This window comes from Corallococcus sp. AS-1-12, assembly GCF_020036995.1.
Taxonomy (GTDB): Bacteria; Myxococcota; Myxococcia; order Myxococcales; family Myxococcaceae; genus Corallococcus.
The window spans coordinates 49,127-63,502 of the sequence record NZ_JAIQDD010000002.1 but is presented as its reverse complement, the minus strand read 5'-3'; the positions used below and the strand labels follow the sequence as shown (position 1 = coordinate 63,502).

The 14,376-nt window shown below is 68.4% G+C and carries 14 protein-coding genes and 1 pseudogene; 10 read left to right on the top strand and 5 right to left on the bottom strand.

The annotated features are described in order from the left end of the window. Positions 1-45: 45 nt before the first annotated feature. The 9 genes and pseudogenes from K8556_RS02595 (at position 46) to K8556_RS02555 (ending at position 6,968) form a co-directional block, all read left to right on the top strand. Positions 46-648 carry an amidoligase family protein gene (locus tag K8556_RS02595; RefSeq protein WP_223738437.1) on the top strand — a complete coding sequence of 201 codons (603 nt, stop codon included), beginning with the start codon at positions 46-48 and terminating at the stop codon, positions 646-648. A gap of 81 nt (positions 649-729) precedes the next feature. Beyond that, on the top strand, positions 730-1,971 hold the full coding sequence (locus K8556_RS02590; protein ID WP_223738436.1) for a site-specific integrase: 1,242 nt from the start codon (positions 730-732) through the stop codon (positions 1,969-1,971). Beyond that, positions 1,968-2,921, top strand: a complete 954-nt coding sequence (locus K8556_RS02585) for a tyrosine-type recombinase/integrase (protein WP_223738435.1) — start codon at positions 1,968-1,970, stop codon at positions 2,919-2,921. Before K8556_RS02590 ends, K8556_RS02585 begins: the two co-directional genes overlap by 4 nt. Further along, positions 2,918-3,928, top strand: coding sequence for a tyrosine-type recombinase/integrase (locus K8556_RS02580; RefSeq protein WP_223738434.1), 1,011 nt, complete (start codon positions 2,918-2,920; stop codon positions 3,926-3,928). The genes K8556_RS02585 and K8556_RS02580 overlap by 4 nt, the downstream gene beginning before the upstream one ends. Positions 3,929-4,038: 110 nt before the next feature. Further along, positions 4,039-4,452 (top strand): annotated as a pseudogene (locus tag K8556_RS02575) (amidoligase family protein); the annotation flags it as partial. A gap of 86 nt (positions 4,453-4,538) precedes the next feature. After that, positions 4,539-4,979, top strand: coding sequence for a gamma-glutamylcyclotransferase family protein (locus tag K8556_RS02570; RefSeq protein WP_141647213.1), 441 nt, complete (start codon positions 4,539-4,541; stop codon positions 4,977-4,979). Next, positions 4,976-5,362, top strand: a complete 387-nt coding sequence (locus tag K8556_RS02565; RefSeq protein WP_223738433.1) for a gamma-glutamylcyclotransferase — start codon at positions 4,976-4,978, stop codon at positions 5,360-5,362. Before K8556_RS02570 ends, K8556_RS02565 begins: the two co-directional genes overlap by 4 nt. A gap of 8 nt (positions 5,363-5,370) precedes the next feature. Then, positions 5,371-5,601 (top strand): hypothetical protein, encoded by a 231-nt coding sequence (locus K8556_RS02560; protein WP_223738810.1) that lies wholly within the window; start codon positions 5,371-5,373, stop codon positions 5,599-5,601. Positions 5,602-6,659: 1,058 nt separating this feature from the next. Continuing rightward, positions 6,660-6,968, top strand: coding sequence for a cell wall protein (locus tag K8556_RS02555; protein ID WP_223738432.1), 309 nt, complete (start codon positions 6,660-6,662; stop codon positions 6,966-6,968). A gap of 64 nt (positions 6,969-7,032) precedes the next feature. Here K8556_RS02555 and K8556_RS02550 read toward each other — a convergent pair whose 3' ends face one another. The 5 genes from K8556_RS02550 to K8556_RS39675 all read right to left on the bottom strand — a co-directional run bounded on the left by K8556_RS02550 (position 7,033) and on the right by K8556_RS39675 (position 13,427). Then, positions 7,033-8,907, bottom strand: a complete 1,875-nt coding sequence (locus K8556_RS02550) for a HEAT repeat domain-containing protein (RefSeq protein ID WP_223738431.1) — start codon at positions 8,905-8,907, stop codon at positions 7,033-7,035. A 52-nt stretch (positions 8,908-8,959) separates the two neighbouring features. Further along, positions 8,960-9,574 (bottom strand): RDD family protein, encoded by a 615-nt coding sequence (locus tag K8556_RS02545; RefSeq protein WP_223738430.1) that lies wholly within the window; start codon positions 9,572-9,574, stop codon positions 8,960-8,962. Positions 9,575-10,082: 508 nt separating this feature from the next. Continuing rightward, complete coding sequence (locus tag K8556_RS02540) at positions 10,083-11,453, bottom strand: multicopper oxidase domain-containing protein (RefSeq protein ID WP_141648416.1); 1,371 nt, start codon at positions 11,451-11,453, stop codon at positions 10,083-10,085. A gap of 112 nt (positions 11,454-11,565) precedes the next feature. Further along, complete coding sequence (locus K8556_RS02535) at positions 11,566-13,059, bottom strand: TolC family protein (protein WP_223738429.1); 1,494 nt, start codon at positions 13,057-13,059, stop codon at positions 11,566-11,568. 29 nt (positions 13,060-13,088) lie between these two features. Beyond that, complete coding sequence (locus tag K8556_RS39675; RefSeq protein WP_370639878.1) at positions 13,089-13,427, bottom strand: heavy metal-binding domain-containing protein; 339 nt, start codon at positions 13,425-13,427, stop codon at positions 13,089-13,091. Between the two features lie 376 nt (positions 13,428-13,803). Between K8556_RS39675 and K8556_RS02525 the strand changes: the two genes are divergently transcribed. After that, positions 13,804-14,256, top strand: a complete 453-nt coding sequence (locus K8556_RS02525; RefSeq protein ID WP_223784988.1) for a cupredoxin domain-containing protein — start codon at positions 13,804-13,806, stop codon at positions 14,254-14,256. The last annotated feature ends 120 nt before the right edge of the window (positions 14,257-14,376 follow it).

Sequence of the window (14,376 nt, the reverse complement as noted above, 5' to 3'; positions counted from 1 at the left end):
CGCAACGGGCGCCACAGCCCCGCGCGAACGCGAGAGGCAAACTCCATGAAGACGCTCCGGTTTGGAATTGAGATTGAGACGGTTGGCGCCAGCCGCCAGAAGCTGGCCCACGCGATTCAGGGCGCGGTGGGCGGGCACGTTTCCGGCGACTACCGGGGCTGGCAGGTGATGGACTCCCAGGGCCGCGCCTGGAAGGTGGTGCCGGACGGCTCGCTGAGCGGGGGCGAGTACAGCGGCGAAATCGTCTCCCCCATCCTCACCTACCAGGACCTGGAAGCCTTACAGCAGGTGGTGCGCGCCGCTCGCGAGGCCGGCGCCCGCGCCGACGCTTCCACCGGGGGCCTCATCCACGTCGATGGCAGCCGCTTCGACGCCAAGGGCGTCACCAACCTCGTCAAAATGGTGCACAAGCAGGAGCGCCTCCTGGAGACCGCCCTCGGGGTGAGCGCCGCGCGGCTGAACCGCTTCTGCAAGCCCATCGACGGGGCCTTCCTCCAGCGGCTGGAGGCCCGGCGCCCGCGCACCCTCCAGGACGTGAATGAGGCTTGGTACGGGCGCCGCAACCTCGCCCCGCAGCGCTACGACTCCAGCCGCTATTATGTGGAGCCCGTGATTATGTGGCGTGGCACCCAGCCAGCGTCGACGTAGCGGCGCGAAGCTCGCGCCAACTCCACATAATCCGGATCGTGTCCTCCAGCCGGAATCCCCCGGCGTTCAAGGAGGACTCGCATGTTGGACAAGTACTTCATTCGCCCCACGAGGCTGCGTCAGCTCCGTCGAGGCCCGCTCGGACCGCACCTCGACGACCTCGCCGCTGAGCTCCATCGCCAAGGCTTCGCGCTCTCGACCGGGCAGAACCGTCTGTCGTTGTGCGCTCGGTTCGGGGCATTCGCGCGCAGCGAGGGCGTTGACGTCGCGGACTTCGACGATTCCCTCGCGCAGCGCTTCCTCGAGGACCTCGCCACCGAGGGAGTGTTCCCCGAGGCGCAGCTCGCAACCAGCCTCTTGCTCAGCCATCTGCGCGCGAAGGGCGTGAGCGCGCCCGCCGTGTCGACGCCGCCGCTGGTGCGCGCCCCGCTCATGGACGCGTACGACGTCTACCTCCGCGACGTGAAGGGGCTGCAGCCGTCGACGCGCGAGGCGTACCTGCGCACCGCGACGCGCTTCATGCAGTGGGTCGGCGATTGGGGGCGCAAGCTCGCCAAGGTTTCGCGGGCCGACGTGCTGACGTACGTCTCGTCGTCGCTGGCGAGTGCCCCGAGTTCGAGCTGGGGCAAGCACCTGACCAGCGAGACGCGTGCCTTCCTGCGCTTCCTCGGCGGTGAGGGGCACGCGCCGCTCGGGCTCGAAGCGGCCGTGCCGCGCACGGCTCGGTGGCGGCTCGACACGATTCCGAAGCACCTTCCTTGGGAGAAGGTGCGGCAGCTCATCGACTCGGTCGACGTCATGCATCCGCACGGAATGCGAGACAAGGCGGTGCTGCTCTGCCTGGCGGTGCTGGGCCTCCGCAACGCCGATGTTCGGCGGATGCGGCTCGCCGACATCCGCTGGCGCACCGGGGAGCTGCACCTGCCGCAGACGAAGAGCGCCAAGGCTCGCGTGCTGCCGATGCCGAAGGAGGTCGGCGCGGCGGTCGCCGACTACGTGCTCCACGGCCGTCCGATGGTTGACGACCCCGAGGTGTTTGTTCGTCACAAGGCGCCTCGTGGTGTGTTCACGACGCCCAGCGGAATCAACGCGATCGTCAGGGAGCACCTGCTCCGCACGGGCATCGCAGCGCCCAGCAAGGGCGCGCACATGCTTCGCCACAGCATGGCCACGAGGCTCGTCAACGCGGGCGTGCCGATTAAGACGATTGCCGACGTGCTGGGGCACACGAGCATCGACACCACGGCAATCTACACGAAGGTCGACGTAACGCGGCTCGCGATGGCGGCTCTGCCGTTCCCGGCGATGGGAGGTGCGCAATGAAAGCCTTCCTGAGTTGCTTCGCGCCGCACCTCAGCGAGTACGTCGCCCTTCGTCGGCGCCTCGGCTTCCAGTTCAAGACCCAGGCCGAGCTGCTGATCCAGTTCGACCGGTTCACGTACGCGCGCCGCCACGAGGGCGCCATGACTGCCGAGCTGATCGTCGCCTTCGCGACTTCGGGCAACGTCAGCGAGGTGCACCAGTCGCGGCGCTACCAGGTGGTCTGCAACTTCACCGAGTACCTCGCCAACTTCGAGCCGAAGACGCCGCTCATGGACCCGAGGTTCATCCGCTGGCCTCGGCAGCGGCCCGTGCCGCACATCTACACGGACGACGAGGTGCTTCGGTTGCTCAAGGAGGCCAAGAAGATCTCCAGCCGCCACCCGGTGCGCGGTGCCACCGTGCACGCGATGGTCGGGCTCGGAGCTGCCACCGGTATGCGCATCAGCGAGGTGCTTCGGCTGGACCGTCACCAGGTGGATCTCCGGACCGGCGTGCTGACCATCGTGCGCACGAAGTTCAACAAGGACCGCCTCGTCCCCGTGCATGCGACGACGCTGGAGGTACTGCGACGCTACGCAGAGCTGAGAGACGCGCACTTCGGCGAGGTCGCGGAGCCCGCGTTCTTCCTCAACCTGCGCGGGCGCCGCTACTCCCGGCACACCGCGCAGCTCGACTTCTGGCGGCTCGGGCGCGCCGCCGGGTTGCGCGAGGCAGCCGGTGACGGACCTCGGTACCACGACCTGCGCCACACCTTCGCAGTGCGACGGCTCGCCGGTTGGTATCGCGAGGGGCTCGACCTGATGGCGATGCTGCCCGTGCTCGCGACCTACATGGGCCACGCGCACTACAGCGACACTGCGTACTACCTCACGGCGACCGCCGAGTTGCTCGGCCTCGCCGCTGATCGATTCGCGAGCTTCGTGGGTGACGCGAAGGAGGTGACGCTGTGAGCCGCCGCAAGCCCTCGGCACTCGCCGGACTCATTGAGTCGTTCTTCCGCCAGCGCCTCGCGGCGCAGCGGCGCGCGAGCCCTGCTACCATCGCCACGTATCGCGACGCCCTGCGCCTGTTGCTCGTCTTCGCGGCGGAGAAGCTCGCCAAGCCGCCGGTCGCGTTGGAGGTCAAGGACCTCGATCGCGACCTCGTGCTGGCGTTCCTCGACTTCCTCGAGAAGAAGCGAGGCAACAGCGTGCGCTCGCGCAACGCCAGGCTCGCGGCGATCCGCTCGTTCTTCCGGCACGTGACCTACGCCGACCCGTCGTCCGTAGCCATGGCCCAGCGAATCCTCTCCATCCCGGGCAAGCGCGCCACCAGGAAGGTCGTGTCGTTCTTGAACAAGGAGGAGGTTGCCGCTGTGCTCGCAACCATGGACCGCGCGACGGCGCAGGGGCGCAGGGACCACGCGATGGTGCTCTTCCTCGTGCGCACCGGCGCGCGTGTCTCCGAGGCGATCGCCATCGATGTCGGAGACCTCCGGCTCGCCACACCCACGCAGGTGCTGATGCACGGCAAGGGCAGCAAGGACCGCGTCGTCCCGCTGCTACCCGAGCTGGCGACGACGCTGCAGTCCTTCGTGAAGAGCAAGCCGCGCGGGCAGCAGCGCGGTCCGCTGTTCACGAACTCCCGTGGTGAGCGGCTGACGCGCTGGGGCGTGAACCATATCCTCGCGCGCGCAGTGAACGAGGCGGCAGCCAAGGCTCCGAGCCTGCGAGGTCGCTCGGTGACGCCGCACCTGCTGCGCCACACGACGGCGATGGACATGCTGCAGTCGGGCGTCGACCTGACTACCATCAGGTCCGTGCTGGGCCACGCGTCGGAGGAGACCACGCACCACTACGTCGAGGCCAACACCGAGATGAAGCGTGCCGCGCTCGCCAAGGGACAGCACGACGAGGCGGCAGCGCTCGACAAGTACGAGCCGCCCGATGAGCTGCTCGCGCTCCTCGAGAAGCTCTAAAGGATTATGTGGAGTCGGCCGGCGCTCGACGCGGCTACGAGAGGCCTCGTCGAGCGCCACGCCACATAATCACGGGCTCCACATAATAGCGGTTATGTAGCGCGCTACATAACCGCTACCACGGCCTCAACCTCAACAGCCTCTTCTTCCGGGGCACGATTGAATTCCGATACTTCAACGGCTCGGTGCACGCGGGCGAGGTGAAGGCCTACGTCCAACTGGTGTTGGCCCTCGCCGCCCGCGCCCTGGCCTCGAAGGCCGCCTCCAGCAAGCGCCGCGACTTCAACCCCGCCACCGCGAAGTACGACTTCCGGGTGTTCTTGCTCCACCTGGGCCTGATTGGAGAGGAGTTCAAAACGGCGCGCCTGCACCTTCTCAAGCACCTGGAAGGCAGCGCCGCCTGGAAGGGCCAGCGTCGCGACGGGCGCGGGCCGGGTGGGGAAGGCACGCCCGGCAGCGAAGGCGCGCAGGGCGGCAGCGGCAGCGCCCAGGGCGGCACGAACGAGGCCCTGGCGGCCGCCTGAAGCGGACTCAACGCCGGGGCCCTTCGGGGCCCTGGTTGGCACTGACAACGGCGGGCCGCGCGCCTGCCACCCACGGGAGAATCCCCATGCTCTACTTCGCCTACGGCTCCAACCTCGACAGGGCCCAAATGCGCGTGCGCTGCCCCAACGCCACTGTCGAAGCCCGGGCCACTCTCTCCGGCCACACCCTGGTGTTCGGCGGATACAGCCGCCGCTGGGGCGGGGCCGTCGCCAGCCTCCAGCGGGTGCGCGGCGCCCACGTCGAGGGACTGCTGTACCGCCTCACTCCCGAGGACCTGCGGGCCCTCGACATCTTCGAGGGCCACCCCTTCGCGTACCGGCGCGCCATCCGGCTGGTGATGGACAGAGCTGGCCTGCGCCGCCGCGCGCTGGTGTACCTCCAGCCCGAGACTGGCTTCGAGGCCTGGCCGCCCGCTGGCCGCTACTTCCGCGTCCTCTGGCACGCCTACGGGCGCCTGGGCTTCAACCGCGCCGCGCTCGCGGGCGCCCTCGGAGGTGTGGCGTGACGCGCGCGTCGACATCGACACGCGTTTTCGTCTACGGAACGCTGCTGTCCGGCGAGCCCAATCACCGCCTCCTGCGCGGCGCACGCCTCATCGGCCCCGCGCGGACGCGTCCGCGTTTCACGCTTCACGACTACGGGCCCTTCCCCGCTCTCGCCTCCGGCGGCAAACACGCCATCGAGGGCGAAGTGTACGAAGTCGACGCGCTCATGCTGGCGGCGCTCGACAGGCTCGAGGGGCACCCTCGCTTCTACGAGCGCACGCCCATTGCCCTCGACGGTGCCGGCCGCGTCGAGGCATACCTGTTTCCCAAGGGGCGGTTGGCTGGCCGCCCCATCATCGAGTCCGGTTGCTGGCGCACTCACCTGAAGGAGAAGAAGTCATGATGATCATCATGCGCGACGGACGTGTCTTCGAGGGCACGGCCGTCCAAATCGTGAAGGGAATGCAGGACATCGCCTTCGGCGTGGAGCGCCTTTCCATTCCCGAGTACATCGACTGGGTGGTTGCCAATACCCAGCGTTTCGAGTCCGTCGCGCTGCGCGTGCAGGGCGCAACCGCCGAGGAGAAGGCCGCGTCACTCGTGGATGAAATGCTGCGCGAGGGCCTGGCGACGCGAGGGTGAGCCGGGCCGGTATGGCATGCCTCTCAGGGTATGCCCATGCGGCCCGGGCCCGTCCGCCTGCCGAAGCGCCCTGTTTCACCTGATGGTTCACGCACGTCCAGGAGGCGCGCCCCTCATGCGTGGTGCTCGCCACTGCGGAGGGGCAACTCTCTCGCCCCGCGAGTAACCCACTCCCGCAGTGCTTCCTGCTCCGGGGCGTGAGCGCACGCCGAGTCATTCGCCTCCACCAGAGCCTCAACGCATCCTCGGCGCCCAGCGCGTGCAGCGCCGCGGCCTCTGCCGTTCGGTACTCCGCCTTCGCCCTGGCCATCCGCGTCCGCGATTCGGCACTCCCGTCCATTGTCGCGTACGCTCGCTGCAACGCCACCTCCACCCGCCGCAGTGCTTCTGCGAGGGCCTCCCGCTCGCTCATCGTCATCCGCACTCCCCATAGCACGCGACGTGCCAGTTCGACGGGCGACGCATGCCAACAACCATTTCCGTGAGGTCGCTTCGTATTGTCACCAGAGGCGGGCGCTCCCTTCCTCCACTCAAGCACTGCTCGACTACGACACATGCCCAGAGGATGGTAATCATTACCCGCCGTCCCAACGCGCATTCGCCCCGAATACACAGCAATGCGAGCAAAGCCACACATGCCCAAAATCCCACGCACTCCTGCTTCGAAGGCTCACGGCACATCCTCTTCCACGAGGGAGCCGCTCCGCTCGTCCGCTCCGAAGCCCACGGGCTCTCTTGAGTCGGCCTTCCGCTCCGCCCTTGATGAGGAGTTGGCGCGCCCACTCGCCAGCCTCGTCGCGAGACTGGCCGGGGTGGCGAGGCGCCTCGCCCCGGAGCCCCAGCAGGAAGTGTCGAGCCAGCGCCCAGGCCCCGACGCGAGGCGTCCTCCCCCTACGCAACAGCAGCGCCGGCCCCCGCTCCCGCCTCCCGCGCAACAACAGCACCGGCCTCCGCTCCCGCCTCCCACGCCTACAGCCAGGGCATGCGCCGTCATCGGCTGCAAGCGCCCCCACCGCAGCCAGGGCTACTGCGGGGCGCACTACCAGAAGCGGCGCCTCATGTTGGCCACGGGGCGCCTGCACGCCGCATGGGTGGAGGACGCCGCGCCCCACAGCATCCCCGAAGTCATCCTGCCGCGCGGGCGCAGGCCCAGGGCTGACGCCGCGCCTGCTACGCCGGCTCCCGCCGTCACCCCTGCCCCTCGCATGTGGGTGCGCAAGAAGGGGGCAACGGGGGCGGACGGCGCCGCCGGCCCTGGGGCGCCCACGCCAGCCGGGCAACCCAACGCGAGTTCGGAGCAGGAGCGCGCCAAGGCCACCGTCCAGCGCTGGGCCAGCGAGTTCCGCTCGGGGAAGCGGCGCGCCTGAAGCGGCCCCGTCCGCGCCAGGCCCCCTCCTGCCCCAGGAGGGGCGCCCTTCCTGCGCGGTGACGTCAGGGCCGCCCGTCCGGTTCGACGGGGGTCAGGCGCCCGTCCATCGTGACGCGCAGCACGTGGGCGGGCGCGGACACACCAGCCCGGCCGCAGAAGACTTCGTCGAGTCGCTGATTCGTCGTCCCCACCACGAGGCTCCCCGCCTCATCCAGCGCGTGTGCCAGCGGCGCGCCTGGGAGTTCCACCCAAGGCGTGGCGCGCCACCGTCCCTCGGACGCGTCGACACGCACCAGACGCCCGTCTCCACCAAACAGGTGCGCGAGTCCCTCCACCACCACGAGGGTGCCGTGCACCCGCACGGCCAGCAGGGGGTTGGCATGTGGTTCCTCCAGCACCGTCACCCGCCCTGCCTCGTGCACTTCCAGCGTGCCGCCAAACTCCCCGGAGTCCCGGCCGACGAGGCAGGCCTCCCCCATGGCTTCGAGGACGGACGCGAAGTCCGCTCCAGGTACGTGCGCGCATGGCCCCTCTCGTGACGGCGCCTTCGGCTTGTCCCAGTGCAAATGGATGGACGTGGGGCTCTGGCACATCTGCCAATCCGGGCCGCGCCCTGGAAGCACACTGGGGGGCTCAGAAGGCGACGCCGGCTGCACCTCATCACCGGAGAGAGCCTGCAGGGCCCACCTCGCGTGGCTCCGCGCCACAGGAGAGGCATGCGTCGTCAGCACCTGATGGAACAGCGGCTCCAACTCTTCCCTATGGGCCCGGAAGGTGGAGCTGCCCAGCGCCCGGACAGCAGCGGCCTGAACTTCGCTGTGCGGCGCATACACCGCCTGGCGCAACGCATCGAGAGCGGCTGGGTCTCCCACGCGTCCAAGAGTCTCCGCCGCCCGCGCGCGCTCCCACCCCTCCTCCCCCGTGGCCAGCAGGCGCAGCAGCGGCCCCGTCGCGACTGGCCGCGCCACCGGCCCCAGGGACGCGAGGCTCGCGAGGGCCCGGGCGCGGCATTCAAGCACGGCGAGCTGCTGGAGGACCTCGGGCACCGCAGCAGGGCTGTTGAAGGCCACCAGCGCCTGCAGCGCCACGGGCGTGAGGCGCACGTCCGCCCGTTGTAGCCCCTGGAGTACCTCGGGCTCGGCCTTCGCCCCCTGGCGCTCGTAGGCCGCCAACACCGACGCCACGTAGGCCGCTCGCGGGGTACACCCGTCGAAGATGGCCTCGCAACTTGGCGCTGGAGCTGCCGGGCAGGACATCCCTGGCGGGCGCCGGAGAGTGGGCTCCGCCAGCTCTCGCGCAAGGAGCGTCCGTAGGCGCGGGACGAAATTCTCAGTGAGCATGGAGGCGCGCCGGGCGAGCACGTAGCGCACCCGCACCAGCGCCTCCCAGCTCGATTCCGGGTTCTCCAGCACGTCCAGCAGCACCGGAACCAATTTCGGCCCGAGGTGCTCCAGTGTCGACGTGGGCGACTCCATGAGGTGTCGCACCATGGCTGGAGCTGCTCGCGCGTCATCGAGTGAGGAGAGCGCGTGCAGAGCCATTCCACCGGGCTCGCGTTCATAGGCTTCGAGGAGCGCAGGCACAGCCTGCCTGGCCTTCTCTTCCATCGACGCCAGCGCGAGTGCTGCACCTCCGCGGACCCGACGCTCCCCATGGCAAAGAAGCGGAATCAGCCGGGGGACGACGTCCTCCCCCTCTCGCCCCAGCTTCCACGCAGCACACTGCTGCTCCGGCGGCAGCCATCGCTCCCCACTGTCTGGGCCGTGGACTTCCTGCAGGAGCGCAAGGCACGCGTCGGCCCCCTTGCAGCAGCCCTCCCACGTCATGACGTCGTCCCGCCTCCACGCCTGCCGGGCACACCCCAGCGACAGCGCCACCACCGCGCACACGAGCCCAGCCAGCCAGCGGGGGCGCCCGGACCTCACCTCTCCCTCCATGTCATCGCCTCTCATTCTCCCTTCGCGGTGAAGGGACTCCGAACCCAGCGCTTCAGCCAGTCACGAGCCGCGCAGCGAAGGAGCGCTGTGCGCGAGGGGCCTTCACGACGCGGGTGCCGGCCATCCAGTCGTGAAGACACCGCCGGTCCTCTCCAACGCAGAAGAGCGCGTCCACGAGGCCGAACCACCCGCAGTAGCCGCAGAGCGCAATCGGGAGCGCGTTCCTCAGCAGGGCGATCCTCCACACCTCCGCTGGACGGCCATCTCTTCGGACGACGCGGATTCCCAGGAGCCTCTTGCCGAGACTCGCCCCCGTCCCTCGAATCAGGCTCGCCTGCACGAACAACACGAGGAGCGCCGGGGCGTAGACGACCGGAGCCTTCATCGCCGCCTCGTCCGGAATGGCCAGACACCGAAGGACGCCCAGGAGCAGGGACGGCAAGAGGAGCGCGAAACCATCGACGAGGCTTGCCGCGAGCCGGGCCCTGCGCGTCGCCAACTCAGGAGCGGCGTGAAGGCACCCGAAGCACCGGCCCGCCCAGGACAAGGCACAGAAGGCACAGACGAAGGTGCCGCAACGGGTACAGGCACCGGCAACGGAGAAGCCTGGGTGCTCGGAGCATTGGGCTTCCGAAATCGATTCAGCGGCCTCGCGGAAGTCGGACATGGGGAGCCGCAGCACAGCTACCCCGCCCCAAGACGGCAAGTTCCTTCAACGAGAAGTTCCCCTTGCACCCACAAATGCAACCCAACAGGTTTAGTCCACTCGACCTTCCCAACATTCTCCTTGCCACCCACGGGTTACCGCGACGCCTGTTTCCACTGATTGGGGGAGCGTCCCGCTCAAGAAATGAACCCTTGAAGCGCACTGCTCCAGGGAAGATCCACGGCGGAGGGACCCTATATTTGGCGGGCGGAGCGACCAACCTCGATTGCTGCGCCTCGATAGCGTCAAGGCTACGCGAGGACCTGTATCATCATGGTCCAGCGAGGCGCGTGGAGAGCATTGTCGGCTTGGCGCGTCCACGGGGGCGACAACATTCCTGCCCCAAAGGGCCACTCGTTGGCACTCGCAAGGCCTCGGTGCAGGAGTCTCGGGGTAAAGAGTCAAATTCTACGCCACGGAGAGGGACACGTTATAGACCGACGTGTCCCGCAAGCCGGTGTCAATGGCGTTACGAGGATGAGCCGGGCTCGACCGGTGCCGGTGCATTCACGTCGATTCCGTCCCGGCGAAGCTCGTCCGTGCCGGCCGCAATCGCCAGTGTACCGGGCGGGTTGTCGTACCAGCCCGGGTCCGCGTAGCTCTCCAACCTTTCGCGAACCTTGAGCACGGTGAACATACCACCTGCGGTTATGTAGTCGTGCTTGCCCCGGGCCCCCAGCATGGGAATGGAGTTGGGTGGAACGGGCATCCCCATTTCGGCCATCTCCGCCATGCCCGTCTGTCCCATCGTCATGTAGCCCGGCAGCAGCGAGCGTACCTTCGCGTCCAGAGTCCCCGGATTCACGCCAATCATGTTGGGGAACTCATGGCCCATCTGGTTCATCATGTGGTGGGTCATGTGGCAGTGCAGGGCCCAGTCACCGGGCGCGTCCGCCACGAACTCGATGACACGTGTGCTGCCCACGGGGACAAGCACCGTCCCCTCCGGCTGCCGCGCAGACTCGGGGACGCGTCCGGCGTCCGTTTCGGTGATTCGGAAGTGGTGGCCGTGAAGGTGGATGGGATGGTGGTTCTGCGGGCTCAGGTTGCCCAACCGGATGCGCACCCGCTCGCCCTGGCGCACCACGAGCGGCTCCGTGCCTGGAAACGCCTTCGCGTTCATGGTGAGCACGTTGAAGTCCGTCATCTCGTTCGGATTGGGCCGCCCCGTGCCGACGTCGATGCGCCATTCATGCAACAGGATTGCGAAGTCCCGGTCGACGCGGGGCCCCGCAGGCTGGCGAGGATGGATAATGAACATCCCCGTCAGGCCGAGGCCAATCTGCGTCATCTCGTCATGATGCGAGTGGTACATGTTCGTACTCGCTTGGCGCAGGGTGAATTCGTACCGGAACGTCTCACCCGGGGGGATGGACTTCTGGCTGAGGCCCCCCACGCCGTCCATGCCGCTTGGAAGCAGGATGCCGTGCCAATGGATGGTGGTGGCCGCTGGTAGCCGGTTCGTGACGTAGATGCGCACTCGGTCACCCTCCACCGCTTCGATGGTGGGTCCGTGGACCCGGCCGTTGTAGCCCCAGCAAAAGGCTTTCAGTCCCGGAGCAAACTCGTGCTCCACCTCCTCGGCCACCAAGTGGAAGACCTTCACGCTGTCCACGACCCTCCATGGCAGCTTGGAGCCATTGGGCACCACCACGGGTCGGTAGTCCCGGTTGGGCATTCCGGGGCGCAGCCAGTCCTGCCGCGTATGGCGCTGGCCGATGTCTGCGGCGGAGCCCTCGCGGGGCCCCTGGGCCCTTGGGACGTCTGACTGAGCGCGAGCCGCAGAGCCGCTCAGCAGCAGCGCGCCTCCCGTGAGCGTGACGCCGGCCGTGGCCAGCATGCTCCGCCGCGTCAGCGTTCCCTCGGCTCCAGTCTCGGGAAGGTTTCCAGGGGGGCCCCTGCGCTCCGGAGTCCGAGGAGCGTCATCCTCGCGGCCCGGTGCGTGCTCGGTCTCAATCGTGCGGGTTCTCATGGGGAGTCTCCGTGCCGTTGGCGGTGTCCTGTCCATGCCCGGTGTGCGTCCCAGGCTGTGCTGGCTGCGAGGGTTGCGCGGGCTGGATAGGCGGCCCGGGCTGCGCTGGTGGGGCGGGCTGCACCGGCTGCGTGGGTGATGGCGTGGATGTCGCACGACCCTCCCGAAGCCGGCCGCCTACGAGCCGCTCGAGTTCGGCCCGCGCCATCCAGTAGTCGCGGACGGCCTCGATGTAGCCTCGGTACGCCTCCACCTGCTCGCGCTTGGCGGAGAGCAACTGGAAGAGGCCAATCTGCATGGCGTTGTACTGGAGTTGCGACTGCTCGACGACCTTCTCGCGCAGCGGCAGGACCACCCGCCGGTAGCGGTCCGCCACCCCGCGGAGCGCCAGCAGCCGGGCGCAGGCGGCGCGGACCTCCGAGCGGGTGTTGACGGACAGCTCCGTGAGCCGCCGCTCGCCCTGGCGGTGCTGGGCCTCCAGGCGGGCAATGAGGGCTTGGCGCTGGTCGAAGATGGGCAACTCCAGGGACAAGGTTGGGCCGAAGAGCCTCGGGCCGTCCGCGTCCTGGTGCGTGTGGACGCCCACTTCCACCCGGCCGAAAAAGCGCGTACTCCGCGCTAACTCCAGCGCGTTCCAGAGCAGCGCGGCCTGCTTCCGGGCTGCGTCGATGTCCAGCCGCTGGCGGATGGCAAGCGACTCCAGGTGTTCCAGTGGGGCTTCCTGCTCGGGCAGCGGCGGGAGCTTCTCGGACACGGTCCACTGCGTGCGTGGGCCCCACAGTCCCATGAGGCGGTTAAGGTGCTCCCGGGCCTCCACCCACGCGACCTCACCCTCCGACAGCTCGAGCCGGGCTTCCTCGGCAGCAGCCTGCTCACTGGCAAGGTCCAGTTCGGTGATGTTACCTGCGGAGCGCAGCCGCACAGCGAGGTCCGCCGCCGCTTCAGCCGCCTGAAGCGCCATGCGTCGCAGTTCCACGAGCTGCTTGAGGGCCTGCACCTCACTGTAAGCCTTCCGCACCTCGGCCGCGGTGGCCAGCGCTTCATGCGCCACGCGCAACGTGTCGGCCATGAATTGTTCCCGGGCGACGCGCTTGCGCAGGGGAAGCGTGAAGAGGTTCACGAAGTCCTGCACCAGCGAGACCTCGTACTCTTTGGAGCCAACTCCGGAGATGGGAAAACCGAAGCTCCCGTCCAACGTCGGGTTGGAGAGCAGCCCGGCCTGCACCATGTCGGCCTGCGAGACACCCAGTTCCTCGTAGGTGCCCTGGAGCGCCGGATTGTTGAGCAGGGCCACCTCCACCGCATGGTCCGAGGTGAGGTCTTCCTTCAGGAGCGCATCGAGATGGCGGGCGACCTCGGCATCCTCCGGGGTGCCCTGGTTCCAGCGCGTCTTCCTGCCCAGCCGCTCCTCGACGAGAGCCGCCACCTCCGCGTGGCCACGCTCCTTCTGGATGGACGCGCAGCCGCCCGCCATCAGCGCCGCGCCAGCGAGTACGGCCAGCCTCACGGATGCCCTCCGTGTCCATGCTCATGGCCCGCAGGCGCTGAGCCTGGCTGCCCCGCATCGGTGGCCTCCGCGCCCGAGGGCTTCTCCGGCACCAGCTTCATGCCGCACTTCGGGCAAGTGCCTGGCTTGCTGGACCGCACCTCCGGGTGCATCGGACACGTGTAGACGGTAGTCCCAGCATCCGAGGCAGAGGCTGGAGAGACGGCCCCGTGCCCGGCGTGCCCCGCGCCTTCTGGCGCCTTGGCGGGCGCGGGCACTTCCGGAGTGGGGGCCGCGAATGCGGTCGGCTGGGCAGCAGGTGGGGCCTCGGGCGCATCCGGATTCGAGGGGTCCATCGCAGCGGGAGGCCTCTTCTGCTCGGAGACGCAGGCCGCGAAGGAAAGGATGCTCGCCAGCACAACAAGGGTTCGGCGCATGGGAGACCTCGGGGACATGCAGCCATGGCATCTAGGAAGAGGCCCAATGTCGATGGCCCAGTGGTTCATGGGGTTCACAACCTCACGGCTCCGTGCAACGAGGCCGCTTCACGTTCCACCTGTGACCGAGCCGGTTACAGCGAAACCCGTCTGGGCACTCCGGACAGGGGCCTCGCCAAGACAACTCCGCCTGAACGGGCGCGTTCAGCTGCCGGCACGCGTTGTGCTCTAGCGAGCCGTACCCACAGGATGCCGGACGTCCCCGAAGGCATCCTCACTCCGGAGCAACCAACCGATGAAGAAGAGCCTGATGGGAGTCCTTGCTGCCCTCCCCCTGTTCGCCGCGGCCCCTGCGGTCGCGTGTGAGGAGCACGCCAAGCAGAGCGAGCACGCCAAGCACGGCGAGCATTCCGCACACGGAGGCACGGCCAAGGCCGCAGCGTCTACGCAGAAGCCCACCTCGGCCCCTGCCGCCAAGAACGGCCTCCAGACCGTGGCTCTCACGGTGACCTCCAAGGGCTTCGAGCCCGCGAACGTGAAGGTGAAGGCCGGCCAGCCAGTCCGCCTCGTGGTCACCCGCAAGACGGACAAGACATGCGCCACGGAGATCGTCGTGGCCAACCTGGGCATCAACCAGCCGCTCCCCCTGGACACGCCAGTGACCGTGGAGTTTACCCCCAGCGAGTCGGGCACGCTGCGCTACGCCTGCGCGATGGACCACATCAGCGGGCTCGTCACCATCCAGTAGTCCGCCGCGCCGTGGCGCGGGCCTCGCGTAGGGCCGCGCCGCAGCTAGGCATCCAGCCGTTCCGGGACGACGTTGCGCCGGGAGAACATGGTCTCCAGACAGCGTCCCCGCGCCGGTTCA